This window comes from Methylobacterium sp. WL8, assembly GCF_008040045.1.
GTDB classification, from domain to species: Bacteria; Pseudomonadota; Alphaproteobacteria; order Rhizobiales; family Beijerinckiaceae; genus Methylobacterium; species Methylobacterium cerastii.
On sequence record NZ_VRVF01000049.1, the window covers coordinates 12,851 to 38,013 of the forward strand.

Sequence of the window (25,163 nt, forward strand, 5' to 3'; positions counted from 1 at the left end):
GATCGGGGCGATGCGCCATCCCCCCTCGTGCCCGCAATCCTCCTGCCCGCCGTCCGTCCGGTGATCGACCACGCGCTCCTGTCGCGTGCGGTCTCCCGCGGCATCCTCACCGCGGCGCAGGTCGAAGCCCTCGACCGGCTCGCCCGCGAGGTGGCGGCTCCCGAGCCGGAGCGGGTGGACGACGACGAGCGCCTGCGCTTCATCACGGGCTTCGCCGACATCTTCGTCACCCTCGGCATCGCCCTGTTCCTTGGCGCGGCGTGGTGGCTGGCCGGCGACACCCTCGGCGAGACCGGAAGCCGGGTGCTCGTGGCGGCCCTGGCCTGGGGGCTCGCCGAGTTCTTCACCCGCCGCCGCAGGATGGCGCTGCCGAGCATCGCGCTGCTCGCGATCTTCGCGGTGGAATCCTTTCTCGCCGTCTCGTCGATGGCGGGCATCGCCGTCGGCTGGGGCAGCGCCCTGCCGGGACCGAGCGGTTCGGGCGCGCCGGCGCCGCTCCCCTATGCCGGGGCGGCGCTCGCGACGCTGGCGCTGTGCGCCCTGCATTACCGGCGCTTTTCCGTGCCGATCACCATCGCGGCGGGCGCGGCCGCGCTCGCGGGCACGCTGCTGGCGCTGGCCTTCGCCCTCGTGCCGAGCCTCGATGCCGGCGCCTTCAGCGCGTTGCTGGTCGCGGCGGGCCTCGCGGTCTTCGCGCTCGCGATGCGCTTCGACCTCGCGGACCGGCAGCGCCAGACCCGACGCACCGACATCGCGTTCTGGCTGCACCTGCTCGCCGCCCCGCTGATCGTGCATCCGATGCTGACCACGGTCCTCCGGAGCGGCGACGCGCCGACGACGGTCTCGGCGATCCTGGTGCTCGGGGTCGTCCTGCTGCTGGCGCTGGTGGCCCTGGTCACCGACCGGCGCGCGATCCTGGTCGCCGGCCTGACCTATGCCGGGATCGCGTTCGGAACCCTGATCCGCGATGCCGGATTCACCAGCCGGGCCGCCCCGCTGAGCTTCCTCGCGCTCGGCGCCTTCGTCCTGCTTCTCAGCGCCGGCTGGCACGCGATGCGGGGCCTCGTCCTGCGCGGCCTGCCCGCGCGCCTGGCAGCCCGGCTGCCGCACCCGATCGGAGCCCGATGACCACGTTTTCCCCCCGCGAGATCGTCTCGGAACTCGACCGCTTCATCGTCGGCCAACACGACGCCAAGCGCGCCGTCGCCATCGCGCTGCGCAACCGCTGGCGCCGGCAGCAGCTCACCGGGCCGCTGCGCGAGGAGGTCGCGCCGAAGAACATCCTGATGATCGGCCCGACCGGTTGCGGCAAGACCGAGATCGCCCGCCGCCTGGCGCGGCTCGCCGGCGCGCCGTTCCTCAAGATCGAGGCCACCAAGTTCACCGAGGTCGGCTATGTCGGCCGCGACGTCGAGCAGATCGTGCGCGACCTCGTCGAGGTGGCGATCGGGCTCGTGCGCGAGGAGAAGCGCAAGGCGGTCAAGGCCAAGGCCGAGGCGGCGGCCGAGAACCGCATCCTCGACGCCCTGGTCGGCCCGACCGCGAGCCAGCCCACCCGCGACAGCTTCCGCAAGAAGCTCCGCGACAGCCAGCTCGACGACAAGGAGGTCGAGATCGAGCTTGCCGGCAACCCGTCCTCGGGCATGCCGATGTTCGAGATCCCCGGCATGCCGGGCGCGTCCATGGGCGCGGTCAACTTGGGCGACATGTTCGGCAAGGCGTTCGGCGCCACCAAGGGCAAGCCGCGCCGGATGAGCGTGCGCGACGCCTACGCGCCTTTGCTGGCGGAGGAATCCGACAAGCTCGTCGACGACGACGCGCTGATCCGCGAGGCGATCCGCGAGGTCGAGGACAACGGCATCGTCTTCCTCGACGAGATCGACAAGATCTGCGCCCGCGAGGGCCGCTCCTCGGCCGACGTCTCCCGCGAGGGCGTGCAGCGCGACCTGCTGCCGCTGATCGAGGGCACGACGGTGACGACGAAGCACGGGCCCGTGAAGACCGACCACGTGCTGTTCATCGCGTCGGGCGCCTTCCACGTCTCGAAGCCCGCCGACCTGCTGCCGGAGTTGCAGGGCCGCCTGCCGATCCGCGTCGAGCTGCAGCCGCTCACCGTCGAGGACTTCAAGCAGATCCTCACCTCCACCGAGGCGAGCCTGCTCAAGCAGACGGTGGCGCTGATGCAGACGGAAGGCGTGACGCTGGCCTTCTCGGACGACGCGGTGGACGCGCTCGCCCGCGTCGCCGTGGAGGTGAACGGCTCGGTCGAGAACATCGGCGCGCGACGCCTCTCGACCGTGCTGGAGCGCGTCATCGACGAGGTCTCGTTCACCGCCACCGACCGGGCCGGGGAGACGGTGGCGATCGACGCGGCCTACGTCCGCGACCGGGTCGAGAGCCTCGCGGCCAACGCCGACCTCAGCCGCTTCATCCTGTAGCGTGGTGCGCCACATCGAGCGGGCAGGGGCGTCGGCGACGCTCCTGCCCGTCGTCGCGCTCGTCGCCGGCATGGTCTCGCTCCAGAGCGGGGCGGCCCTGGCCAAGAGCCTGTTCCCGGCCGTCGGCGCCGCCGGGGTGTCGAGCCTGCGCGTCGGCTTCTCGGCCCTGATCCTGCTCGCGGTGTGGCGGCCGTGGCGGCGGAGCCTCGGGCTTCGCGAGGCCGGGATCATCGCGCTCTACGGCGCAGCGCTCGGGATGATGAACCTGACTTTCTACCTGGCGCTGCGCACGATCCCGCTCGGGCCGGCGGTGGCGATCGAGTTCCTGGGGCCGCTCGCGGTCGCGCTCTCGGACTCGCGCCGGGCGGCCGACTTCGCCTGGATCGGCCTCGCCATCCTCGGCCTCGGGCTGCTGCTGCCCCTGCGCGACGCCGGCGGCCTCGACCCGGTCGGCGTCGCCTACGCCCTAGTCGCGGCCCTGGCCTGGGCGCTCTACATCGTGTTCGGGCAGCGTGCCGGGCGGGTCGACGGCGGGCAGGCGGTGTCGCTGGGCATGCTGGCCGCGGCCCTGGTGGTGGCGCCGTTCGGCTTGGCGAGTTCCGGTGCGGCCCTGTTCGACCCGGCGACGCTGGTCCTCGGCTTCGGGATCGCGGTGCTGTCGAGCGCGCTGCCGTATTCCCTCGAGATGGTGGCCTTGCGCCGCCTGACGCGTCAGGCCTTCGGGGTGATGATGAGCCTGGAGCCGGCGATCGCCGCGCTTGCGGCGCTGATCCTCCTCGGCGAGCGCCTGTCGCCGCTCCAATGGCTGGCGATCGGCTGCGTGATCGCGGCCTCGGCCGGCATCACTGCCGGCGGTCGCAGGGCTGCGAAGGCGGCCGCGATGACGCCTTGAAGGCGGGCGCGGGCGGCCCCAGTGCGGTCAGCTCTCCCACACCTGCCCGGGCCGCATCGCCAAAAAACGCGCGCGCGGTTGCCCGGCCTGGTCCATCGCGGCGTCCAGCGCCTCGGCCGGCGCCTCGATGCCCTCGTCGGTGAGCTTGAAGGTGCCCCAATGATGCCCGAGCGCCTGGCGCGCGCCGAGCAGGTCGAGGGCGGCGACCGCGTCGGCCGGGTTCATGTGCTGCGCCTGCATGAACCAACGCGGCTCGTAGGCGCCGATCGGCAGGGTCGCGAGCCGCGGAGCCCCGAAGCGCCTCCGCACGTCGCGGAAGATCGCGCCGTCGCCGAAGCCGGTGTCGCCGACATGGTAGTGGACGCCCTCGGGCGACGTGATCACGAAGGCGCACCACAGGGCCATGCGCCGGTCGTTCAGACCTCGTGCCGACCAGTGGTAGGCCGGCGTCAGGTGCACGCTCACGCCATCGCCCAGGTCGACCGAGCCGCCCCAGTCGCGGGTCTCGACGTGCATCGTCTCGTCGTAGCCGCGCAGGATCGCGTCGTTGCCGAGCGGCGCGACGACGAGCGGCTGGTGCGCCTGCCAGATCCGCGCGAGGCTCGGCCCGTCGAGATGGTCGTAGTGGTTGTGGGTGATCAGCACGCAATCGATCGCCGGCAGGTCGGCCATCGCGATGCCGGGCGGGTTGACCCGCTTCGGCCCGGCGAAGCGCACCGGGCTCGCGCGCGTTGCGAAGACCGGGTCGATCAGGATGTTGCGGCCGGCGACCTGCACGAGGTAGCTCGCATGCCCGATCAGCACGACGCGCAGGTCCGAGACGCGCTCCGGCGGCCGGTCGGCCGGGAACGGGCTCGGATGGCGTTTCGGCCACGCCGTACCGCCGCGCTCCGCCTTCCAGCGGACGACGTCGCCCAGGGACTTGTCGGCGGCTTGCGTCTTGTCGGGGACTTGAGCCTTGTCGGCGACTTGTGCCTTGTCGGCGACTTGGCAATTGTCGGCGACCTGGCCGGGCGCGAAGAACCGCACCCCGTCGAAGTGGTCGCTCGTCGGCCCGCGGTAATACGGGTTCCGCCCGCGCCGGTGCACGGCGTAGCCGACGCCGCCCAGGGTCATCACCGTGGCCGCGCTCGCGGCCGTGAGCAGGCTTCGCCGTTTCATGCCGTGATCACATGGCCGGCGCCGCCTGGGAATCAAGCCGACGTCCCTGTCGTCGCGAACTGGCACCGGGGACAGCCTCCGCGAAAATCGGCGCGAACTTCGCCTTGTGAACAGACGGCGGCCTCGCGCTGCGCTATGGCCTTGATGCACGTGAGGATCGAACCGCTGCCGCCATGGCCGTCACCGCCGCCCCGTCCTTCGGCAGGAACCTCCTGCTGCGCGCCCTGCAGCCCGCCGACCGGGCGCTGATCGCGCCCTACGCCGAACCGGTGGAGTTCGTGCGCGGCGACGTCGTGTTCGGCTCGGGCGACCCGGTCTCGCACGTCACCTTCCCCTGCGACCACACGGTGGTCACCCTGGCGATCACCATGCTCGACGGCCGCATGGCCGAGACGGCGACGGTGGGCTGGGAGGGCGCCGTCGGCGGCGTGGTCAGCCAGGGCTACCTGCCGGCCTTCAGCCGCGCCGTGGTGCAGATCGGCGGCCCGGCCTTGCGCGTGGAAGCCGGGCGCCTCCAGGCGGCCAAGCAGGCCTCGCGCACCCTGCGCAACCTGTTCACACGCTACTCCGACTGCCTGATCGCCCAGCTCCTGCAATCGGTCGCCTGCAACGCCCTGCACCCGATCGAGCAGCGCGCGGCCAAGTGGCTGCTGACCCTGCACGACCGGCTCTCGACCGACGTCCTGCCGATCACCCAGGACGTGTTGGCCGAGATGCTCGGCGTGCGCCGCACCTACCTGTCGGGCGTGCTGCGCGGCCTGCACGACCGCGGGATGATCGCAGTGGCCCGCGGGCGCATCACCATCCGCGACCGGGCGGCCCTGGAGCGGGCGGCCTGCGAGTGCCACGACCGCGTGCGCCGCCATTTCGAGGACGTGCTCGGCGCGGTCTACCGCGACGACGGCACGCTGGTCGCCGTCGACCCGGCGGCGGCCGGCGCGGCGGGTTCGGCCGCGCAAGGCGGTTCGGCCTCGCGAGAAAAGGCGGCTTGAGGCCATGACCGCCGCACCGACCCCGGACCCGCTCGACGGCGCGCGCCTCGCCGCCCTCGACGAATACGGCATCCTCGACACGCCCGCCGAGAGCGGCTTCGAGGACATCGTCCTCCTGGCCTCGCAGGCCTGCGAGACCCCGACGGCGCTCGTCAGCTTCGTCGCCAAGGACCGGCAATGGTTCAAGGCGCGGATCGGGTTCGACCCGTGCGAGACGCCGCTGACCCAATCGGTCTGCGCGCACGCGCTCGGCCGCGACGGCATCCTCGTCATCCCCGACCTGACCCGCGACCCGCGGACCCGCGACAACGCCCTCGTCACCGGCGATCCGCAGATCCGGTTCTATGCCGGGGCGCCGCTGCACACGCAGGACGGCTTCGCGCTGGGCACGCTCTGCGTCATCGACTCCGTGCCGCGCCCCGAGGGCTTGACGGCGCGGCAGACGGCGACCCTGACCGCGCTGGCGCGCCAGGTGATGGTCCAGCTCGAATTGCGCCGGGCGATCGAGAACCGCGAGCAGGCGCTCGCCGCCCGTGCCCGCGCCGAGGAGCAGCTGCGCCTCGCGGTCGAGGCCACCGGCATCGGCATCTTCGACTTCGACCTCGCCACCGGCGAGCTGCGCTGGGACGCGCGGGTGCGCGCCCTGTTCGGCGTGCCGGCGCGCGGCCCGATCACCTACGCGGAGACCTATCTCGGCGGCGTCCACCCCGACGACCGGGAGCGCGCGGACGCGGCGGTCCGGGCGGCCATGGACGCGGACGGCGTCGGCGTGTTCGACACCGACTACCGGGTGATCGCGGCCGACACCGGCGTCGAGCGCTGGCTCGCGGCCCGCGGCCGGGCGATCGTCGAGGACGGCGTCGCCGTCCGCTTCATCGGTTCGGTCCGCGACATCACCGAGCACAAGGCCGCCGACCTCGCTCTGAAGGCGACCGAGGAGCGCTACCGCCTGGCGGCGCGCGCCACCACCGACGCGATCTGGGACTGGGACCTCGTCGCCGACCAGGTCCGCTGGAACGAGGCGCTGACGCTCGCCCACGGCCATGACCTCGGCGCGGTGGTGCCGCAGGGCGCGTGGTGGCTCGCCCAGATCCATTCGGAGGACCGCGACCGGATCGCCCGCAGCATCCACGCGGCGATCGACGGCACCGTGGAGACCTGGACCGACGAGTACCGCTTCCGGCGCGGCGACGACAGCTACGCCGCCGTGATCGACCGCGGCTACATCATCCGCGACGACGCCGGCCGGGCGGTGCGGATGATCGGGGCGATGCTCGACATCACCCGCCGCAACGAGACCGAGCGGCGCCTGCGCCAGAACCAGGCGCAGCTGGACACCGTCCTGCAGACCATGCCGGTGGGCATCCTGCTGGCGGAGGCGCCGAGCGGACGGATCGTGTTCGGCAACCCGCGCCTGGAGCGCATCCTCGGCCACCCGACCGTGCAGGCCGAAGACCGGGACGGGTACGGCGCCTACCGCGCCTACCGGGCCGACGGGTCGCCGGTGCCGCCCGGGGACTACCCGCTCGCCCGCATCACCGCCGGCGAGGTCGACCACGCCGAGCTGGAGGCGCATTACCAGCGGCCCGACGGGTCGCGTCGCTGGATCGAGATCATCGGCGAGGCCGTGAAGGATTCCAACGGCGTCACCATCGGCGCGGTGGTGGCGGTCGGCGACATAGAGGACCGCAAGCGCGCCGCGCAGCAGCAGGACATCCTCCACCACGAGCTCGGGCACCGCCTGAAGAACACCCTCGCCCTGGTGCAGGCGATCGCGACGCAGACCCTGCGCAACGTCACCGACCTCGACGCCGCCCGCGAGGCCCTGTCGGCCCGCCTCGTGGCCATGGGCAAGGCCCACGACATCCTGCTCTCCGGCGAGAGCGAGAGCGCAGGCATGGAGGCGGTGCTGCGCGGCGCCCTGAGCATCCACGACGACGGCGGGCCGCAGCGGTTCCGGCTCTCGGGGCCCGACCTCGCGGTCGGCCCGAAGGCGGCGCTGTCGCTGGCGCTGATGGCGCACGAGCTGGCCACCAACGCGGTCAAGTACGGCGCGCTCTCGGTGCCGGACGGCAGCGTCGTCCTGCGCTGGGAGGTCGAGGGCCGCGACCGCGCGGACGGGAGCGCCGTCATCCACCTGCTCTGGCGCGAGCAGGGCGGTCCGTCCGTGCTCGAGCCGACCCGCAAGGGGTTCGGCACCCGCCTGATCGAGCGCGGCCTCGTCGGCGCGATCGGCGGCACGGTAAGGCTCGCCTACCCAAAAAGCGGGGTCACCTGCACGGTCACGGCCCCCTTGAGCGGGCTGCTCGAATCGTAAGCTGGACGCCGGTCTCGCTCAGCCCGGATCGTCCGCGGGCTTCGGCCCGGCGGGCGCGAAGAAATCCTCCGGCGGCGCCACCACGACGCGCCGCGCCGCGACGTCGAGGTCGGGGACGAAGGCCTTTGTGAAGGGCAGGAGCGCCGTGGCGCCCCCCTGTACGGGCTTGATCTCCAGGAGGTCGCCGCCGCCGTAGTTCGGCACCGCGACGACGGTCCCGATCACCGTGCCGGCGGCGTCGATCGCCGGCAGCCCAACGAGGTCGGCGGTGAAGACCTCGTCCGCATCCGGCTCGCCGAGTCGCTCGCGGGGGACGTAGAGGAGGGTGCGGTTCAGGGCCTCGGCGCCGGTCCGGTCGGAGACGCCGCGGACGCGCGCGACCAGGAGGTCGGGCGACGACCCGGGAGCCGGGCGCACGCTCGTAAGTTCGAACGTCCGGCCGTCGGCCGAAACGAGCGGGCCGTAGCCGGCGATGGCCTGCGGGTCGCCGGTATAGGATTTCAGGCGGATCTCGCCGTTGAGCCCCTGCGCCCGGCCGAACTCGCCCATCACGACGAGGTTCGGGTCGACCGAGACGGGGGCCGGCTTCGCCGCGGGCTTGGGCCGCGGCGAAGTCTGGGTGTCGGGCGCGATGGCGCCGCGGCGCGCGCCGTCGCCGCGGGATGGGCCTGCGGGACGACGCATGCTCTGGCTCCTCAGGCGGCCGCGTCCTCGGCGGGCTTGGCGGCCTTCTCGGCGCGCTTGGCGGCGCGCTCCTTGGCCTTCTCGCCCGGCTCCGCCTTCTGCGGGTTGTTGCGGGTCGGGCGCTTGGCGAGCCCCGCGGCGTCGAGGAAGCGTAGCACGCGGTCGGTCGGCTGCGCGCCCTTGGCGAGCCAGGCCGTGATCTTCTCGGCCTCGAGCACGATGCGGGCCGGGTCGTCCTTGGCCTTCATCGGGTCGTAGGCGCCGACCTTCTCGATGAAACGGCCGTCGCGGGGGGCGCGGGCGTCGGCGACGACGATGCGGTAGTACGGGCGCTTCTTGGCGCCGCCACGGGTGAGGCGGATCTTGAGGGACATGTCTTCAACTCCTGATGTGCTTCGATCGATCAACGAATGGTGAGTAGTGAGTAGCGAATGGAAGGCCGAAAGCCGCATTCGCTATTCGCTACTCCCCCTTCGCCCTACTTCTTCTTCCCGAACGGGAAGCCGCCGAGACCCGGCATCTTCGAGCCTCCGAGGCCCGGAAGGCTCGGCATCTTGCCAGCCCCCCCGAGGCCGGGGGGCATCGGCGGCAGCTTGCCGCCGAACTGCTTCTGCATCGCCTCGATCTGCTCCGGCGTCGGCTCGGGCATCCCCGGGGGCAGGCCGGGCATCCCGCCCATGCCGCCCGGCATCCCGCCGCCGCCGAGGCCGAACATCGAGCCCAAAGCCTGGCCGATGCCGCGCTTGCCCGAACCCATGGCCTTCATCATGTCGGCCATGGTCCGGTGCATCTTCAGGAGCTTGTTCAGCTCCTCGACCTTGGTGCCCGAACCCGCCGCGATGCGCTTCTTGCGGGAGTTCTTGAGCAGGTCGGGGTTCTTGCGCTCCTGCGCGGTCATCGAGGAGATGATCGCGCGCTGGCGCTTGAACATGTTCTCGTCGAGGTTGGCGCCCTCGACCTGCTTCTTCATCGCGCCCATGCCGGGCAGCATGCCCATCAGGCCGCCGATGCCGCCCATCTTCTCCATCTGTCCGAGCTGCATCGACAAGTCGTCGAGGTCGAACTTGCCCTTGCGCATCTTCTCCGCGGTGCGGAGCGCCTGCTCGTGGTCGATGGTCTCGGCCGCCTTCTCGACGAGCGAGACGATGTCGCCCATGCCGAGGATGCGGTTGGCGACGCGGGAGGGATGGAACTCCTCCAGCGCGTCGACCTTCTCGCCGGTGCCGACGAGCTTGATCGGTTTGCCGGTGACGGCGCGCATCGAGAGCGCCGCGCCGCCGCGCGAATCGCCGTCCATGCGGGTGAGCACGATGCCGGTGACGCCGAGCCGCTGGTCGAAGGCGCGCGCGGTGTTGACCGCGTCCTGGCCGGTGAGCGCGTCGGCGACGAGCAGCACCTCGTGGGGGTTCGTCGCCGCCTTCACCTCGGCGGCTTCCTGCATCAGGGCCTCGTCGACCGTGGTGCGGCCGGCGGTGTCGAGCATCACCACGTCGAAGCCGCCGAGCCGGGCGGCGTCCATGGCGCGCTTGGCGATCTGCACCGCCGACTGGCCGGCGACGATCGGCAGGCAGGCGACGCCGACCTGGGCCGCGAGGATCGCCAGCTGCTCCATCGCCGCCGGGCGGCGGGTGTCGAGGGAGGCGAGCAGCACCTTGCGCTTCTCGCGGTCGGACAGGCGCCGGGCGATCTTGGCGGTGGTGGTGGTCTTGCCCGAGCCCTGCAGGCCGACCATCAGGATCGGCACCGGGGCGGGGGCGTTCAGGTCGATCACGCCGGCGTCGGTGCCGAGCATGGCCACGAGCTCGTCGTTGACGATCTTCACGACCATCTGGCCGGGCGTGACCGACTTCAGCACGACGGCGCCGACGGCCTTCTCGCGCACCGCGTCGGTGAAGCCGCGCACCACTTCGAGGGCCACGTCGGCCTCGAGCAGGGCGCGGCGGACCTCGCGCATCGCGGCGGTGACGTCGGCCTCGGTCAGCGCGCCCCGACGGGTGAGGCCGGAGAGGATGCCGGACAGGCGGTCGGAAAGGCCCTCGAACATGGCGCTACTCGTCCAGGCCGGACGCGGCGGCGCGGCGCGCCTGGAACGCGTCCTCGAAGGCACTGAGCGCGCGGGCGAACTTGTCCCGGCACTCGGGATTGCAGAAGCCGACCACGGCGCCGTTGTAGAGCGTCAGGGAATCGGCTGCGATCGGCTTGCCCGACCAGGGGCAGAGCTCGTTCACGGCATCCTCGATGCGCAAGGCGGCGGATGGTGTCATGGCGTAAAGGTCATGGCGTGGGTCAAGGACGGCCTTCGTGAGGACGCCTGCCGCCAACGCCGAGCACGCCCGAGGGCGCGAACGCGCTGTCGGGCGTTGACCTCCGGCCTCGATGGACCGGTCGGCTTCGGAATCGACGACGAACGTCGGATGCGCCGGGCGATACGGAAGCCGGCGCCGAAAGTCAATTTTTGCACGCCCCGGCAGCTTCCCCGGCAGCCGCCCCTACGGCCGGGCTCGCCTTTTCGCCTGCCTCTCCCACCTTCGATGATCCGACGAAGCTTGAAGGAGGACGACCGCATGGCATACGTCTCGGCCAAGATCAGGGACGAGGGCAGGGCCGCCAAGACGCAGGGCGCGCCGCTCTCGGCCGACCCGTATCCCGCCGGCTCCCAGGACAGCGCCGACTGGCTCGAAGGCTACACCTTCGACGAGCGCGAGCAGAACGTCGACCGCGAGGTCGAGCCAGGGGTCGAGCCAGGCGTCGACACCGGCAAGGCCTGACGGAGGAGGGCGGGATCCGGCCCACATTCTCGCGATCGAACGCAGACGCAGCGTTAACTTTTACCGATCGTTAAGCATGTTCGGCACTCAATGGCCTCGATCGTTGAGGACACACCGATGTCGGACCCCGCCCGCAACCTGCCCCCGTACGAGTCCGGTGGACGCCCGACCCCGGGTCCGCTGCGCGACTGGCTTGCCGCCATGAAGGCCCAGGCGCCCGCCGCCCAGGCCCAAGCTCAGGCCCCCTTCCAGCCGCAGGCCGAGACGCGCCAGCCGCCGCGCCCCGAGCCCCGCGCCGCCGAGACGGCGTGGTCGCCCCGGATCGTGCAGCAGCCGGTCGAGGCCCCGCGTTCGAACCCGGAGGCCGAGGACATCTCCGAGCTGATGGCCGAAAACCTGATGCTGAAGGCGAAGCTTCGGATCGAATCCGACCGCCACGGCGAGTTGCAGACCCTGCTCGCCCAGGAGATCCGCGAGCTGCGCAACCACGTGCAGATCGAGATGAACGCCCTTCACGAAATCCGGGCCGAGCGCGACCACTTCCGGGTCGAGCGCGACCAGATCCGCGACGAGCTCGATGCGATGCGCGAGGAGCGCGACCTCTGGCGCGCCCGCACCGAGGCGCTGGCCCAGCCGCTGTTCCAGAAGCGCTGAGGCGCGTCGATCGCGGCGAGCCGCGGTCGTCGGACACGACGAAGGGCCGCCCTTGCAGGCAGCCCCTTTTGAAAAGCCGAAGGGCCGCCCGTGAGGGCGGCCCTTCCATTGCCGAACCGCGGTCCGGCCGAAACTGTCCCGAGAGTGCCTAGGCGCCCTTAGAAGGAGTCGCCGGAGGCGACGGTCCAGGTCCGGTAAGCCGAAGACAGCGGCTGATGACAATGAGACACTGGATCACCTCCTTTCGTTCGTTGCTGAGATCCCCAAGGTAGGTGGCGGGACGGCCCCTGTGAAGCCCCCCGCCTGCGTTGTCTCGCCGCCCCCCGTGGCAGGCTCCTCGGCCGCCTTCGCGACGCCGATCGGGCGTCAGGGGCGGCCCGCGACGACGGCGGCGACGAGGTCGTTCAGGATCTGGGTCAGCTCCGCCTGCGCGGCGGGGGTGGACAGGTTGTGGTCGGTGCCCGCGACGATCGCGACTGGGGCGCCGAGCCGACGGGCGGCGCGCTCGGGCGTGCGCCCGACATGGCGGCGCAGGGCGGGCAGGCCCGGATCGCCCGCGGTGTAGACGAGGCGCAGATGCGCGCCCCGTTTCCGCATCGTCCCGATCCGTCGCAGCACGCTGCCGCCGGCGGGCCTCGGACGGAACAAGGCCTTCCAGCGGCGGTCGGCCAGGCGGAGGCCGCGGCGCAGGAGCACGCGGCCGATCGCCCGCACGCCGACCTGGCCCGTGAGCAGGCGACGCCACGTGCTGCCGTGACGGAGCAGGGCGGCATAGGTCGCGGCGCTTCCCACCGTCTGGCGCACCACGGCGTCGACGTCGTCCTCCGGGTGCCAGTCGAAGCAGTAGAGGTTGGCCAGGAGCGCCCCGGCGACGCGCGGGTCGCGCCAGGCCGCTTGGAACGCCGCGTAGGCGCCGCTGCAACTGCCGACGAGGACGACCCGTCCGGCGCCCCGCGCCTCCAGGTAATCGAGGGCGTGGCGGAAGTCGTGGAGGGTGTCGGGCGAGAACAGCGGCGAGGCGCCGCCCGGCCGGTCCGCGCTGTCGCCGATGCCGGCGAGGTCCACGCGCAGCGACGGCACGCCCTCGGCCGCGAGGGCGCGGGCCATCCGCGTCGCCTGCCGGCCCCAGCCGGAATGCGCGCTAAGGCCGGCGGCGACGAACAGGATCGTCGGCGCGCCGGTCGCCGGGCCGGCCGGACGGGCCTGGACGCCGAACAGGCCCGGCCCGAACCGGACCGCCTCCTCCAGCCAGCCGTCGCCGGCGAGCTTTGCCGGCGACGCGACCGGGGGCGCCGCCGTCGGGCGGGGCAGGGCGCCGGCGGTCGCGAAGCCGACCACGTCGGCGAAGGCCGCCTCCGGCGTCTCGGAGAACAACGGGTTGCCGACGAGCTGGGCGAGGCCGGGCAGGGCGCCCGAGGTCACATGCGCGCCGAGCGCGGCGTAGCGCTTGGCGAGGGCGTCGGTCTCCGCGCCGAGGATCAGGATTTCGGGCGCCGGGCGCATCGTCGCCGAAGCGAGGTCGATTCGCGCGAGGTCGGCCGCGAGGTCGGGGCCGATCGGGAAGCCGCCGAGCGACAGGTGTCCGGGCGGCTCGGTCGGCACGGTGCCGTCCGAGAGCTGGTTCACCGCGGGCGCCCGCAGCTTCATCTCGCGCAGGTAGCCGCGCCCGGTCCGGCACGGCGCCAGCAGCGCGAGCCGGTCGATCCCGCCCTCCTCGGCGACGAGCGCCGCCAGGGTTCCCCCGAGCCGGAGGCCGACGAGGACGACCTCCGTCGACCCGGCCTCCTCGCGCAGGACGCGCACCGCCCGGCGGATCGCCCCGAGCCAAGCCGCCAGCGTGCCGGCGCCGGCATCCGTGGAATCGCCCTCGCCCGGATAGTCGAAGCGCAGGGTCGCGCAGCCGGTGGCGGCGATCCGCCCGGCGAGGTCCCGCCACGGGCGGTGCGCCGAAAGCTGCTCGAATCCGGTCGCCCCGCACAGGATCACGCCGCGCCGGGCGGTGCCCGGGCTGAACCAGCCGAACAGGCCGTCGACGACGACCGGTTCCGCTTCGACGGGCGACGGATGTGGGAGCGGCGGCGCGTGCATCATCGAGGCCTTAGAACTTCACGATCTCGTTTGTGTTCACGGCGCGAACGATCCCGTGCGGATTCCCGCCGCCGACGAGGGCGATGCGGCGGGACGCGCCGGGGGCGAGGTGGAAGCCGTCGTCGGCGGGCCGGGCGCCCGCCTCGGTCTCGATGCACACGCAGAGCGCGGGGCGGTCCGCCGAGACCCGGAGGACGGGACCGGCAGCACCCGGTTCGATCGCGGCGGCGAGGCCGACCGGGCGCGGCACGGGATCGCGCCCTTGCGGGAAGTGGAAGCTCTCGGCGAGGACGGCGTCGGCGTCCGCATCGACCAGGCTCGCATGGGCGAGGGCGTGCGCCATAGGGCCGAAGCGGTAGCTCCCGGTGGCGTCGAAGAAGCGCCCGAGCAGCGTCGCGCTCGACCAGGTGGCGGAGCCGCGCGGTGCGACCGCGACCGCACGCTCTGCCTTCGCCACGGCGCGCCCCTCGGCATCGCTGAAGACGAGGCGCAGGACGGCGGAAAGCGGCGCGGCCGTCTCGTTGTGGACGTGGAGATGGAGGCCGTTCAGGCCCTCGTCCGAGATCGTCACCTGGACGGGGCGGAAGGCGCGCTTGAGGGCGTACCACGCCGACTTCGGCCGGCCGGCCGCGTCGACGACGCCCCAGCCGATGCCGGGGGCGAGGTCGCGGAAGAACCACACCAGCCCGCCGGCGGTGGGCGAGCGCGCCCGGCGCCACTCGGCGAACACCGCCTCCATCACCTCGGCGCTGGCCGCGCGGGCGAGCGCGCAGTAGCGATCCGGGTCGTCGCGGCGCAGAGTCTCGGGATCGAGCCCGAACAGGTCTTGGATGTAGTGGTCGCGGACCTGCTCGAACTCCCAGTCGGCGCCGCGGTCGCGCGGGACCGTGGCGGCCCAGCCCGGGCTCGCGGGGTCGCAGAGATCCGCCTCCCGCAGGGTCGCGGCGTCGGGGACGTTGGCGAAGGCCAGGCATTCCGAGGCGAAGCCGACCTCGGCGCGGCGCGCATCCTCCAGCGGCCGGCGGTAGGCGCCGACGCCGTAATAGTGGGCGAGCCCGGCATCGGTCGAGAACGGCAGGTCCCCGCCCGACGGCGAGTTCGGCACCACCACGAGGTCCGGCCGCAGGCGGGCGACGCGCTCGGCGAGCACGTCGTCCGACCACCCGCCGGTCCAGGCGTCGCGGGGGAAGCCCAGCATCGCCGCCTGCTGCGCGACCTCGCTGCCGCCGCACAGGACGCAGAGCGCGGGCGAGGCCTGCGTCCGGTCGAGGAAGCCGTCGATCTCGGCGAGCAGGCGGTCCCGGAAGGCCGGGTCGTCGATCGGATAGTCGAAGTTGGCGAGCATCAGGTCCTGGAACACCAGGATGCCGCGCTTGTCGCACAGGTCGTAGAAGGCGTCCGCCTCGTAGAGGGTGATGCCGGACACCCGCAGCATGTTCATGCCGGCCTCCTGCGCCAGCGCCAGCAGCGGGCGGCAAGCCTCGGCGGAATGGCCAACGAGGTCGGCCGGCGTCCAGCACGCGCCGCGGCAGAACACCGGCACGCCGTTGACCGTCAGGCTCAAGCCCTCGGCGAACGGACGGGCGAGCGCGATCGTGCGAAAGCCGACGCGGCCGAGCGCCAGCACGTGGCCATCGATCTCGGCCTCGACCGGATGGAGCCGGGGCTCGCCGTGCGTGTGCGGCCACCACGGGGCGACATCCGGGATCAGGACCTCGCCGGCGAAGCAGCCCGCGGCGTCGGCCTCGATCACCGCCGCGGCGCCGGCGCAGCGGAGCGTCAGCCGGGAGCCTCGAACGTCGGCCAGGGCGAGGCGGAGCCGCAGCCGGCCGGTCCCGCCGTCGAGCTCGGCGCGCAGGTCGGCCGACAGCACGCGCGGGACGCCGGCGCCGAGCGCGGTCCGGGTGACGGGGCGGTAGGGGCCGACGGCGTCGACCGCCGGGCACCAGCCGGGCATGAAGCCGAGGAGGCTGGTGCGGACGTGGCGCAGCGATCCGGGCGTCGCCAGCCGCGGTCGCCAGCGCCCGCGGCGGTTGGGCCGGGCGAGCGCGACCTGGAGGGCGCGAAAGCACAGGGCCAGCTCGACCGTGCCGGCGCCGTCCACCTCGACGGCGTAGGCAAGGAACATCGAGCGCGTCTCCAGGCGGAGCGTGCCGTCGACCCAGATCTCGGCGAGCGTCGCCAGCCCCTCGAAGCGCAGGGATTCGCGGCCGTCGAGCGACAGCGTCGTGCGGTACCAGACGTCCGACCCGTGGAGCGGCGTCGGCGCGGCCTCGGACCAAAGGCCGGCCGCGCGGAGAGACGCCGCCGCGGTGCCGGGAACCTCGGCCGGGATCCAGCCCGAAAGACTCGCCGCGTCGCCGGGACCGGCGCAGGCGCCGGGCGCCGTGACGACGAGCTGCCACGGGCCGTCGACCCGGCGGGGCGGGACGCCGTCGACGGCGTGGAGGCGGGCCACGGCGCCGTGCCCTCAGCGCAGGGCGCGGTCGAGGGCGGCGAAGACGGCGTCGTAACTCGCGGCCGGGCGTTCGAGGGCGGCCGCGAGCGGCGCGGCGTTGCGGCGGCCGAAGGCGCGGGCGAGCTGGAACTGGAACGCCTTGGTCTCCTGCGCCAGGCGCGTCGCCGCCTCGGCGGTCGCGCCGAGTTCGGCGAGGCCCGAGGCGTCGAGCCAAGCGAGGTGGCTGCCGAGGAGCTCGAAGTTCGCCCCGAGCTGGCGCGTGGTGTTGAAGGCGTAGCTGTGGAACACCGACAGGGGCTGGCGCACCAGATCCTCTCCGGTCCCTGCCAGCGCGTCGCGGAAGGCGCGCACGGGGTTCGTCTTCGGCGCGCGCGCGCGGTGCGCGCTCAGCATCGTGCGGGCGGCCGTCCGCAGGGCGCCGGGTGGCAGGGGCGGGGCCACCACCTTCACGAACTCGGCGTAGGGCGGCAGCAGGGTGGGCCCGAAGATCCCGTCGTAGTCGGCGCCGGAGAGCTGGAAGCGGCCGGCATTGTGAAGGTAGTCGAGGGTGCGACGCCGCTCGTCGAGCGCGAGGATCGCGATCGTCGTCTTGGCGTGGTCGCGGCCGTAGGTGGTGCCGGAGGTGTCGGGCAGGTGGATCGCGTCGACCTCGACGAGCACCGGGCAGCCGCGGGTGGCCTGGATTGCGGCGTGGCGCTCGAGCCCGCCGTAGACGGCGAGTTCCTCGAGGCGCAAGCCGTACAGCGCCTCGATGTCGGCCATCGACGGCTTGAAGAAGGTGAACTGGTCGCCCTCGAAGTCCTGCCGCAGGGTGAAGCCGAGCATCGCCTCCGGCTCGAACCCGCGCCCGTGCAGCAGCTCGATCCAGAGGTCGACGTAGCAGTTGGTTTCCGGCCACGCGCGGTCCTGGGCGTGGAGCGGATGCGAGGCGGGCGCCGGGGCGGCATCGTGGACGAGGGCGAGGGCGGCCGACACCGATCCTAGCCCCAGAGCTGCTTGCGCACGTCCGCCGGCCAGGCGGTGAGGTCGAGGCCGTGGTGGCGCAGCAGCGCCAGCGTGATCCGCTCCAGGCCGAACCCGACGCAAGCCGTGTGGGCGACCGCGCCGTCGGCCTGGCCGATCTCCCAGGTGCTGCCGAAATGGTCCTGGTGGTAGTTGAAGCTCAGGCAGGCGGTGGGCTGCTCCGTGCTGTTGACCGGCACGTTGAGCTCGAACTTCAGCCCCTGCATGCGCTGGTTGTTGGCCAGCATCCGCCCGGCGCGCCCGAAGAACGGGTCGTTGGCCGGGTCGACCGCCAGCGGCAGGCCGAGGTCGCGCATCATCGCGGTGCCGCGCTCCAGCCAGACTTCGCGGAAGGCCAGCACCTGCTCGGGCGAGCCCATGCGGACGTATTCGCGCATGCGGAACATCTGCATCCGGGTCGGCTCGACCGAGGGCTCGTGGCGGAAGCAGTAGGATTGCAGGTCGAACAGCAGGCCTTCGGCGGGGAGGGGACCGCGGGCGGCGGCCACCGGATAGAGCGGGTAGCAGGCGGCCGGCGTCAGCACGATGTCGGTGCAGGCCTGGTCCTCGGTCCAGTCCTTTCCGGCCTCGACGCAGGCGAGGAGACGCGCATGGGCGGCCTCGTCGCCGCAGAAGCTGTGCACGGTGCCGGCCAGGTTGGGGAAGCCCTTGAGGTAGCCGCTGCGCTCGAAGGCCGGGCGGCTCATCCCCGGCGGGAAGCGCATCCGCTCGGCCCCGTCGGCCGCGCCGAGGCGGGAGACGAGGGCGTCCAGCGCCTCGACCACGCTCTCGAAGTCGCCGCCGCGGCCATAGAGGCCGTCGATCCCGGTGCGTACCAGGTGGCCCCGGTCGAACAGGCGGTCGAGGAAGGAACGCGGTTCCGCCTCGTCCCCGGCGGACGGCAGCGCCTCGAACGGCGTGGAGGTGGGATCGGCCAAGCTGTCCATCACGCGCCCAGGAATTTGCCGCCGCCCTTCTGCACCAGCAGAAGGTTGGCCGTGTTGCTGTGGATACGGTCGTTGCTGATCATCAGCGGCGCCGAGAGCACGTCGCGCAGCGCCCGGCCGAGGCTGAACGGGGTGCCGTTCTTGTAGCCGGCGATGCCGACGATCCCGAGCGCCACCTGCACGATGGACACCGCCATGGTCGAGGCGGTGGTCTTGACGTTGTTCAGGGCGATCGCGAAGCCGATCGAACCGAGCGCCGCAGGCGACCCTTGCGCCTCTTCGTAGTGGCGCAGGCCGCCCTGGATCGTCCCCTTCATCGCCTGCAGCGAACTCGTCGCCTCGGCCAGGCGCAGGGCGCCGGGGGGCACCGTGCCCGGCCGGCGGCGGGCCTCGGCCTGCACGAAGGTCCGCGCCCGGTCGAGCGCATGGCTCGCGATCCCGAACCAGACGCTGCTCCACAGGAGGTGCGAGGCGGCCAGCATCGATTGGGCCGCGATCTCGGCGAAGGGCTTGGGCAGGATCTGAGCGACCGGCACGTCGCGGGCGGCGAGCACGAAGCCGTCGCTGCAGGTGCCGCGCATGCCGAGCGTGTCCCAGCGGCTGGTGCGCTCCAGGGTGAACTGGTCGGACGTCAACGCGACCAGGACCTGGTCGGAGGAGGCGGCCTCGGGATGGCGCCGGCCGGTGGCGAGGATCACGTCGGCGTGGGCGCCGTAGGAGATCACGGTGGCGTCCTTGCGGAAGGCGAACACGTCGCCCTCGGCCTCGACGGCGCAGAGGCTGTTGCGCAGGTCGCCGCCGATGCCGCCCTCGGTGGTCGCCGAGGCGACGAGCAGCTGCCGCTCCGCCACCCGCTGCATCAGCGCGCGGTGCCAGGGGCTCTCGGCCCCGTGGGTGACCAGGCTCGCGACCTTGATCTGGTGCATCGCGAAAACCATCCCGGTGGCGGCGCAGGCCTGCCCCAGGCTGAAGCACACCTCGGCCATCCGGCTCATGTCGGCGCCCTCGCCGCCGAAGGCCTCGGGGATCTGTATCCCGAGCAGCCGCTCCGCGCGCAGGGCCGCCACCGCCTCGGCGGGGAACCGCCCGTCGCGGTCGACCGCGTCGGCATGGAGCGCCGCCACCTGCGCCACCCGGCGCATGCGCTCGGCGAAGGTCGGCGCGGGAAGGCGCGATTCGGCGAGAATCGGCTCGGGAGGAATCGTTTCGCCCGGGGTGGGGTCGGCGGCGATGCGGTCGGCGAGCGCGCTCATCTGGGCGAGCGCGTTCATGCGTCCACCGGCTCGACGATCGTCGTGACGGTGCTGCGGATCGCCCGGATCGTCGCGAACGAGGTGCGGTTCAGCAGATGATCGGGGAACTCGATGTTGAAGCGCTCCTCGAGCGCCAGCATCAGCTGCACGGATCCGAAGGAGCACAGCCCCTTGTCGAACAGATCGTCGTCGTCCGAGAGCCGGTCCACTTGGCCGGAGAGGGACTCGATCCCGCCGAGGGTCTCGCGGATGTCTTGAGAGGAAATCATCATACGCAACACCATCTGAACCGAATCCAAGATGCCTGCCTAGACTATGATCGTCAATTCTTACTCGACAATAAAGTTAACTTAATTATTAGTAAATGCCTGAGTTATGGTATCTAACTCGCTGAAATCAGGTATTCGCCGCCATACGCCACGAGGGCCAAACGCGGTGAGGCCACGACGCGACGTGCAAGATCACGATCCGAAGCATGCCGCAGATCGAAAGAACGACATTGCGCACAATCGGAATGCGAAGTGCCGTCCGGATCTGTGTTTAGACGCGTTCCGCGACGGGATGGGCGAAACAGATTGCTACATCCGTCAGCAAGCTGGCTAAAGGCCAGTCGATTCGTTGCCGTCATGCAACAGCGGCGTCGCACGAGGTCTTGGCGGACGATTCGACATTGCTCGGGGGAACCGGTTCGCACACAGTGATCGGGCACTGGGGGCATCGCAAAAGCGGGCCCGATGAGCCCGCACCCAAAAAGCGGGCCGCACAAGAAACGTACGTCGCGATCGGCCCCGGCCGCGCGACCGTACGATCCTCGGGTCTCGAAGCTTTTGGAGATATCTATGTCGCTCTTGAAGAGCACCCTGCTCGCTTCGGCCGCCGGCTTCGCCGCCGTCGCCGGCGCCCAGGCTGCCGATCTGCCGGTCAAGAAGGCCGCCCCGATCGAATACGTCCGCGTCTGCACCGCCTACGGCGCCGGCTTCTTCTACATCCCCGGCACCGACACCTGCATCCGCCTCTCGGGCCGCGCCCGCCTCGAGGCCGGCTACCAGACCAGCTACTCCCGCGCCGCCGGCAACGGCGACCTGACCGGCTACCAGGGCCGCATGCGCATCAACATCGATGCCCGCACCCAGACCAGCTACGGCACGCTCCGCGCCTTCCTGCGTCTCGATGCCGGCAGCCGCTCGGGCTACTCGGGCGTCGGCACCTCCGGTACCCAGCAGCGCCAGGGCACGGCCTTCGCCGCCACCGGCGTCGATGGTTTCGGTCGCCTGCAGCAGTACTCGAACGTCGACAAGGCCTTCGTGCAGTTCGCCGGCTTCACCGCCGGTCGCGCCGCGTCGTTCTTCGACTTCTACGCCCACGACTTCGAGTTCGCCGGTGCCACCGCCGGCTCCGACATGGCCTCGACCAACCTCGCCGCCTACACCGCGACGCTCGGCAACGGCTTCTCGGCCACGATCTCGATGGAAGACCCGGCCTATCGCCGCACGCCGATCTTCTCGCCGTCGATCAACATCGCCGGCGTGGCAACCAACTCGGCGCTTGCTAACTCGGGCCTGTTGCTCGGCAGCTCGCCGGTTCCGGTCTTCATCGGCTATAACGGTGCGAACCCGACCCGCTTCAGCACCATCGATGCGATCGAGCGCAGCCGGATGCCCGACTTCGTCGGCGCGGTCCGCTACGACGCCGCTTGGGGCTCGGCCCAACTCTCGGCCGCCGTGCACGAGTTGAACGTCGGCAACGTCGCTTCGGGCGCTGGCACCTTCGCTGCCGCAAATCCTGGTTCGCTCGGCACCATCGCCCACACCGACAACACCTACGGCTACGCCGTGCAGGGCGGCGTGAAGGTCAACCTGCCGTTCATCGCCCCCGGCGACACCCTCTACCTGCAGGGCGCCTACGGCAACGGTGCGCAGCTCTACACCGGCTACTCCTCGTACACCGGCTCGTTCACGCAGAGCACCACCACCATCCAGGGCCAGAAGTTCGCGCAGTTCTTCTCCGACGCGACGATCAACCCCTTCACCGGTCAGCTCTCGACCTCTGAGACTTTCACGGCCGTCGCCTCGCTGCTGCACTACTGGTCGCCTGAGTGGCGTTCGGCCTTCTTCGGCTCCTACGGCGAGCAGTCGTTCTCGGCAGGCGCCCGCGCCGGCCAGGGCAACGCCTACACGCTCTATAACACCGTCCTTGGCACCAACTTTGGCGGCAACTCCGTCGGCACCCCGGGCACCCGTTTCTACAACCTCAGCCAGGCGCTCCGCGACACCTACCAGTTCGTCGCCGGCGCGAGCCTGATCTGGTCGCCGGTCAAGGACCTCGATATCGGTGTGGAAGGCTTCTACACCCAGATCGGCGTCAAGAACGGCCGCGTGATCGACCAGGACAAGGACCCGACCGCCTACTCGACCGCCCGTGTCGCCGCGATCAACGCCGGCGGGTTCGTGCGCACCACCACCAGCGACGACGTCTTCCAGGTCCGCGCCCGCGTCCAGCGCGACTTCTAAGTCAGGCAGAGACGTCGCGCGGTCCCCGAGGGAACCGCGCGACGCGGGGCTTCGAGAGACCCACGGCACGATCGAGGCCCGGCTGCCGCAGCCGGGCCTTTTTCGTGCCGGGCCGTGCGCGTCGTCGCAGGTTTGAGACAGTCGCGGCGGTCTCTCCACCGGCACGTGCGGGAGGCATTGACCTTCGAAGCCGCTTCGGGATGAGATCAAAGCGTCGCCGGCAACGTCCGGCCCGCCCGAGTCGGACCGAACGCGGTCTCATCCGTCCGCGATCCGATCTCGATGTGCCGCACGCCCGGCAGGTCGCCGCCGGCGGCAGGACTGGACCGGCCCGCCAAGAGGCCGGATCTTCGGAGGAAATCCCGTGACGCGCCCCACCTCACCGCCGCTCGCGGATCGACCTGTCTCGGCCTCGGAGCCGTCGCGCCGGTTCTGGCCTCTCGGCTGGTGGCGGCTGGTCGACACCCAGATCGGCATCATTCCGCTGCCGATCTATGTGATCGTCGCGGTGCTCCTGGCGATCCTGACCGCCGAGGGCGAGATCCGCCCCGACGGCCCGACGATGATCGCCGTGCTGGTGCTCGGCGGCTTCACCTGCGCCGAGATCGGTAAGCGGCTGCCGATCCTGCGCAACATCGGCGCGGGGGCGATCTTCGCGACCTTCGTGCCGTCGGCGCTTGTCTATTACAAGTTGATCCCGCCGCAGGTCGAGAAGGCGATCGTCGACTTCACGAAGTTCACCAACTTCCTCTACATCTACATCGCGGCGATCATCGTCGGCTCCATCCTCGGGATGGACCGGGACGTCCTGATCAAGGGCTTCCTGAAGATCTTCGTGCCGCTGGCTGTGGGTTCGGTTGTCGCGGCCGCGGTCGGGACGCTCGTCGGGACGATGCTGGGCCTGGGCGCCCACCACACCTTCTTCTACATCGTCGTGCCGATCATGGCCGGCGGCGTCGGCGAGGGCGCGATCCCGCTCTCGATCGGCTACGCCCAGATCCTCGGCCAGCCGCAGGGCGACGTGTTCGCCCAGGTGCTGCCGCCGGTGATGCTCGGCAGCCTCACGGCGATCATCCTCTCGGGCACCCTGAACTTCGTCGGCAAGCGCTATCCCGGCCTGACCGGCGAGGGAAAGCTTCAGCCCGACCACGACGGGACGCTCCCCGGCGACGCGGTCGCGAAGGAGGAGGCGAATTCCGGCCAGGTCGACGTCTCGACCATCGCCGCCGCCGGGCTCACCGCGATCACCCTCTATCTCCTCGGCGTGATGGCCCACCACCTCACCGGCCTGCCGGCGCCCGTGGCGATGCTGTTCCTGGCGGTGCTGGCCAAGCTCTCGAGCGCGGTCTCGCCCCATCTCCAGGCCGGCGGCTTCGTGGTCTACAAGTTCGTGCAGACCGGCATGACCTATCCGCTGCTCTTCGCCATCGGCGTCGCGCTCACCCCGTGGGACAAGCTGATGGCGGCCTTCACCGTCACCAACCTGATCACCATCGTCGCCACCGTGACCACGCTGATGGGCACCGGCTTCGTCGTCGGGCGCCTGCTCGGGATGTACCCGATCGAGACCGCGATCGTGAACGCCTGCCATTCGGGGCAGGGCGGCACCGGCGACGTGGCGATCCTCACGGCCTCCAACCGGATGGCGCTGATGCCGTTCGCCCAGATCGCCACGCGGATCGGCGGCGCGCTCACGGTGACCGGCACCCTGATCACCCTGAAATGGCTGACCGGCATCGCGGGCTGACCTGGCCCATGAGCGCGGGAACCGGTGCGCTAAATACAACCCAGGGTTAATATCACCTTCACCCTCTGCCGCCACTCTGGTTCGGGACCGCCGCCGGCGGCCCGAATCGGAACGCTCCCTGATGCTCGCGACAGCCCGAGACCTCATCCGGCCGAACCGCTCCGGCACGATCCGCCCGCGCGACGCCGAAGCCCGCCACGCGTCCGGGCTCGTCGGCCGCGATGCGCTCGTCTGGCGGCTTCGGGTCCTGGTGACCGAAGCGCGGCAGCCGGTGTGCCTGACCGGCCCGGCAGGCAGCGGCAGCACCGCGATCGCCGCCGCCGTCGCCGACGCGCTGGCGCGCCGGACCCGCGTGCTCGGCCTGCGCTGCACGCCCGAGACCACCTTCGCGCGTCTCACGGAGATCCTGGCCGAAGGCCTTGACGCCAGGGATGTTTCCGGCCCCGTCGCCATCGTACTTACCGATATCGGGGCGGTCGCCGAGCCCAACTTCCTGCGGGCGCTCGCGCATCTCGCGGCCGGGATGCCGCAGCTCGGCTGGCTGGTCGCGGGCGCGCCCAAAAGCGTCGCCGGGGCGCAGGCGGTCCCGATCCCGTTGCTCTCCGAATCGGAGACCGCCGCCGCCTTGGAGGCGGTCGTCGCCCGGCGCGCGGCCGCGATCTCGAAGATCGGCCGCAGCGCGGCGGCGACGCTGTGTCGAGGCCTGCCGGGCCTCGCCGACCGCCTCGTGGCGGAGGCCTGGGCGGCCGCCGGCACGGCGGGCGACGACGCCATCGGCCTGCCGCACCTGCGCGCGGCCGCCCGCGCCCTGGTCGGACCCGAGGTCGCCCTGGACGCGCCGCCCCTGCTCCGCGCCGCCGCCCGCACGCCGACCGATCCCGACGGCAGCTTCCCGCGCGCCGCCCTGGCGATCGCGCTCGAACGCGCCGGCGAGGCGACGGACCGTGGCTTCGCGCCGGACCGCGACCCCGCCCTGGTCGCGAGCGGCCGCGGGCGCCTGCGCTTCGCCGACGACGCGGCCGCCGCCCGCCTCCTGTTGTCGGAGTTCGGCTGGACGTTCCATCGCGGATGACCGAGGGGGCCGGCCCCCTCGGCCTCTTGGGGGCCCGGGATGGTGGGTCCCTCAGAGCCTGTTTGAGCCCCTCAGCCGTCCGTCCCCATCTGCCTCGTGTGCAAACACGAATTCCGCCTGGCGGGGCGGAGTGGAGAGCAGATGTGGACGGACCGACATCGGACGCGTCATGAGGCGCGT

The 25,163-nt window shown here is 71.7% G+C and carries 21 protein-coding genes; 10 read left to right on the top strand and 11 right to left on the bottom strand.

What is annotated here, in order from left to right:
• The first annotated feature begins 27 nt into the window (after window positions 1-27).
• The 3 genes from FV234_RS17140 to FV234_RS17150 all read left to right on the top strand — a co-directional run bounded on the left by FV234_RS17140 (window position 28) and on the right by FV234_RS17150 (window position 3,330).
• Window positions 28-1,128, top strand: a complete 1,101-nt coding sequence (locus FV234_RS17140) for a hypothetical protein (RefSeq protein WP_246686218.1) — start codon at window positions 28-30, stop codon at window positions 1,126-1,128.
• The gene (gene hslU, locus FV234_RS17145; protein ID WP_147814156.1) at window positions 1,125-2,438 is read left to right on the top strand and encodes an ATP-dependent protease ATPase subunit HslU; all 1,314 of its coding nucleotides are present in this window, start codon (window positions 1,125-1,127) and stop codon (window positions 2,436-2,438) included. The genes FV234_RS17140 and hslU overlap by 4 nt, the downstream gene beginning before the upstream one ends.
• A gap of 70 nt (window positions 2,439-2,508) precedes the next feature.
• A complete protein-coding gene (locus FV234_RS17150) occupies window positions 2,509-3,330 on the top strand; it encodes an EamA family transporter (RefSeq protein WP_147830557.1) in 822 nt (273 codons plus the stop codon).
• A gap of 27 nt (window positions 3,331-3,357) precedes the next feature.
• On the opposite strand, the gene FV234_RS17155 is transcribed toward FV234_RS17150, so the two are convergent.
• Window positions 3,358-4,491 carry an MBL fold metallo-hydrolase gene (locus FV234_RS17155; protein WP_147830537.1) on the bottom strand — a complete coding sequence of 378 codons (1,134 nt, stop codon included), beginning with the start codon at window positions 4,489-4,491 and terminating at the stop codon, window positions 3,358-3,360.
• Between the two features lie 173 nt (window positions 4,492-4,664).
• Between FV234_RS17155 and FV234_RS17160 the strand changes: the two genes are divergently transcribed.
• Both FV234_RS17160 and FV234_RS17165 read left to right on the top strand, forming a co-directional pair.
• Complete coding sequence (locus tag FV234_RS17160) at window positions 4,665-5,483, top strand: Crp/Fnr family transcriptional regulator (protein ID WP_147830539.1); 819 nt, start codon at window positions 4,665-4,667, stop codon at window positions 5,481-5,483.
• A 4-nt stretch (window positions 5,484-5,487) separates the two neighbouring features.
• Window positions 5,488-7,800 carry a PAS domain-containing protein gene (locus FV234_RS17165; protein WP_147830541.1) on the top strand — a complete coding sequence of 771 codons (2,313 nt, stop codon included), beginning with the start codon at window positions 5,488-5,490 and terminating at the stop codon, window positions 7,798-7,800.
• Between the two features lie 18 nt (window positions 7,801-7,818).
• Here the strand turns inward: FV234_RS17165 and rimM are convergent, their stop codons facing one another.
• From rimM to FV234_RS17185, 4 genes are all read right to left on the bottom strand, one after another.
• On the bottom strand, window positions 7,819-8,349 hold the full coding sequence (gene rimM, locus FV234_RS17170) for a ribosome maturation factor RimM (RefSeq protein ID WP_238272779.1): 531 nt from the start codon (window positions 8,347-8,349) through the stop codon (window positions 7,819-7,821).
• Window positions 8,350-8,495: 146 nt separating this feature from the next.
• On the bottom strand, window positions 8,496-8,858 hold the full coding sequence (gene rpsP / locus FV234_RS17175) for a 30S ribosomal protein S16 (protein ID WP_147728730.1): 363 nt from the start codon (window positions 8,856-8,858) through the stop codon (window positions 8,496-8,498).
• Between the two features lie 104 nt (window positions 8,859-8,962).
• On the bottom strand, window positions 8,963-10,528 hold the full coding sequence (gene ffh, locus FV234_RS17180; RefSeq protein WP_147830546.1) for a signal recognition particle protein: 1,566 nt from the start codon (window positions 10,526-10,528) through the stop codon (window positions 8,963-8,965).
• Window positions 10,529-10,532: 4 nt separating this feature from the next.
• Window positions 10,533-10,748 carry a glutathione S-transferase gene (locus FV234_RS17185; protein ID WP_147830548.1) on the bottom strand — a complete coding sequence of 72 codons (216 nt, stop codon included), beginning with the start codon at window positions 10,746-10,748 and terminating at the stop codon, window positions 10,533-10,535.
• Between the two features lie 300 nt (window positions 10,749-11,048).
• Here FV234_RS17185 and FV234_RS17190 point away from each other — a divergent pair, with 300 nt between their 5' ends.
• Window positions 11,049-11,252 carry a hypothetical protein gene (locus FV234_RS17190; protein ID WP_147815421.1) on the top strand — a complete coding sequence of 68 codons (204 nt, stop codon included), beginning with the start codon at window positions 11,049-11,051 and terminating at the stop codon, window positions 11,250-11,252.
• A gap of 117 nt (window positions 11,253-11,369) precedes the next feature.
• Window positions 11,370-11,906 carry an ATPase gene (locus FV234_RS17195; protein WP_147815420.1) on the top strand — a complete coding sequence of 179 codons (537 nt, stop codon included), beginning with the start codon at window positions 11,370-11,372 and terminating at the stop codon, window positions 11,904-11,906.
• Window positions 11,907-12,272: 366 nt separating this feature from the next.
• Here the strand turns inward: FV234_RS17195 and FV234_RS17200 are convergent, their stop codons facing one another.
• The 6 genes from FV234_RS17200 to FV234_RS17225 form a co-directional block, all read right to left on the bottom strand.
• On the bottom strand, window positions 12,273-13,997 hold the full coding sequence (locus tag FV234_RS17200) for an alpha/beta fold hydrolase (protein WP_147830550.1): 1,725 nt from the start codon (window positions 13,995-13,997) through the stop codon (window positions 12,273-12,275).
• A 7-nt stretch (window positions 13,998-14,004) separates the two neighbouring features.
• Window positions 14,005-16,452 carry a glycoside hydrolase family 2 protein gene (locus FV234_RS17205; protein WP_147830551.1) on the bottom strand — a complete coding sequence of 816 codons (2,448 nt, stop codon included), beginning with the start codon at window positions 16,450-16,452 and terminating at the stop codon, window positions 14,005-14,007.
• A 12-nt stretch (window positions 16,453-16,464) separates the two neighbouring features.
• A complete protein-coding gene (locus FV234_RS17210; protein ID WP_147830552.1) occupies window positions 16,465-17,427 on the bottom strand; it encodes a DUF1839 family protein in 963 nt (320 codons plus the stop codon).
• A 5-nt stretch (window positions 17,428-17,432) separates the two neighbouring features.
• Window positions 17,433-18,359: an amino acid--[acyl-carrier-protein] ligase gene (locus FV234_RS17215; protein ID WP_246686219.1), complete on the bottom strand. Its 927-nt coding sequence runs from the start codon at window positions 18,357-18,359 to the stop codon at window positions 17,433-17,435.
• Between the two features lie 41 nt (window positions 18,360-18,400).
• Complete coding sequence (locus tag FV234_RS17220; RefSeq protein WP_147830558.1) at window positions 18,401-19,543, bottom strand: acyl-CoA dehydrogenase family protein; 1,143 nt, start codon at window positions 19,541-19,543, stop codon at window positions 18,401-18,403.
• 125 nt (window positions 19,544-19,668) lie between these two features.
• A complete protein-coding gene (locus FV234_RS17225; protein ID WP_147754112.1) occupies window positions 19,669-19,923 on the bottom strand; it encodes an acyl carrier protein in 255 nt (84 codons plus the stop codon).
• Between the two features lie 570 nt (window positions 19,924-20,493).
• Between FV234_RS17225 and FV234_RS17230 the strand changes: the two genes are divergently transcribed.
• The 3 genes from FV234_RS17230 (at window position 20,494) to FV234_RS17240 (ending at window position 24,983) form a co-directional block, all read left to right on the top strand.
• Window positions 20,494-22,164 (top strand): porin, encoded by a 1,671-nt coding sequence (locus FV234_RS17230; RefSeq protein WP_147830554.1) that lies wholly within the window; start codon window positions 20,494-20,496, stop codon window positions 22,162-22,164.
• A 364-nt stretch (window positions 22,165-22,528) separates the two neighbouring features.
• The gene (locus tag FV234_RS17235) at window positions 22,529-23,911 is read left to right on the top strand and encodes a 2-hydroxycarboxylate transporter family protein (RefSeq protein WP_147763603.1); all 1,383 of its coding nucleotides are present in this window, start codon (window positions 22,529-22,531) and stop codon (window positions 23,909-23,911) included.
• A gap of 121 nt (window positions 23,912-24,032) precedes the next feature.
• Entirely contained in the window at window positions 24,033-24,983 is a 951-nt protein-coding gene (locus FV234_RS17240) for a hypothetical protein (protein ID WP_147830555.1), read from the top strand.
• Window positions 24,984-25,163 lie beyond the last annotated feature (180 nt).

Excerpts from the sequence above, each read along its gene's own strand:
- rpsP (WP_147728730.1), bottom strand. The coding sequence starts at position 8,858 with ATGTCCCTCAAGATCCGCCTCACCCGTGGCGGCGCCAAGAAGCGCCCG.
- FV234_RS17165 (WP_147830541.1), top strand. The coding sequence starts at position 5,488 with ATGACCGCCGCACCGACCCCGGACCCGCTCGACGGCGCGCGCCTCGCC.
- FV234_RS17185 (WP_147830548.1), bottom strand. The coding sequence starts at position 10,748 with ATGACACCATCCGCCGCCTTGCGCATCGAGGATGCCGTGAACGAGCTC.
- ffh (WP_147830546.1), bottom strand. The coding sequence starts at position 10,528 with ATGTTCGAGGGCCTTTCCGACCGCCTGTCCGGCATCCTCTCCGGCCTC.
- hslU (WP_147814156.1), top strand. The coding sequence starts at position 1,125 with ATGACCACGTTTTCCCCCCGCGAGATCGTCTCGGAACTCGACCGCTTC.
- rimM (WP_238272779.1), bottom strand. The coding sequence starts at position 8,349 with ATGGGCGAGTTCGGCCGGGCGCAGGGGCTCAACGGCGAGATCCGCCTG.
- FV234_RS17240 (WP_147830555.1), top strand. The coding sequence starts at position 24,033 with ATGCTCGCGACAGCCCGAGACCTCATCCGGCCGAACCGCTCCGGCACG.
- FV234_RS17195 (WP_147815420.1), top strand. The coding sequence starts at position 11,370 with ATGTCGGACCCCGCCCGCAACCTGCCCCCGTACGAGTCCGGTGGACGC.
- FV234_RS17150 (WP_147830557.1), top strand. The coding sequence starts at position 2,509 with ATGGTCTCGCTCCAGAGCGGGGCGGCCCTGGCCAAGAGCCTGTTCCCG.
- FV234_RS17220 (WP_147830558.1), bottom strand. The coding sequence starts at position 19,543 with ATGCGCCGGGTGGCGCAGGTGGCGGCGCTCCATGCCGACGCGGTCGAC.
- FV234_RS17225 (WP_147754112.1), bottom strand. The coding sequence starts at position 19,923 with ATGATTTCCTCTCAAGACATCCGCGAGACCCTCGGCGGGATCGAGTCC.
- FV234_RS17155 (WP_147830537.1), bottom strand. The coding sequence starts at position 4,491 with ATGAAACGGCGAAGCCTGCTCACGGCCGCGAGCGCGGCCACGGTGATG.
- FV234_RS17190 (WP_147815421.1), top strand. The coding sequence starts at position 11,049 with ATGGCATACGTCTCGGCCAAGATCAGGGACGAGGGCAGGGCCGCCAAG.
- FV234_RS17230 (WP_147830554.1), top strand. The coding sequence starts at position 20,494 with ATGTCGCTCTTGAAGAGCACCCTGCTCGCTTCGGCCGCCGGCTTCGCC.
- FV234_RS17200 (WP_147830550.1), bottom strand. The coding sequence starts at position 13,997 with ATGATGCACGCGCCGCCGCTCCCACATCCGTCGCCCGTCGAAGCGGAA.
- FV234_RS17160 (WP_147830539.1), top strand. The coding sequence starts at position 4,665 with ATGGCCGTCACCGCCGCCCCGTCCTTCGGCAGGAACCTCCTGCTGCGC.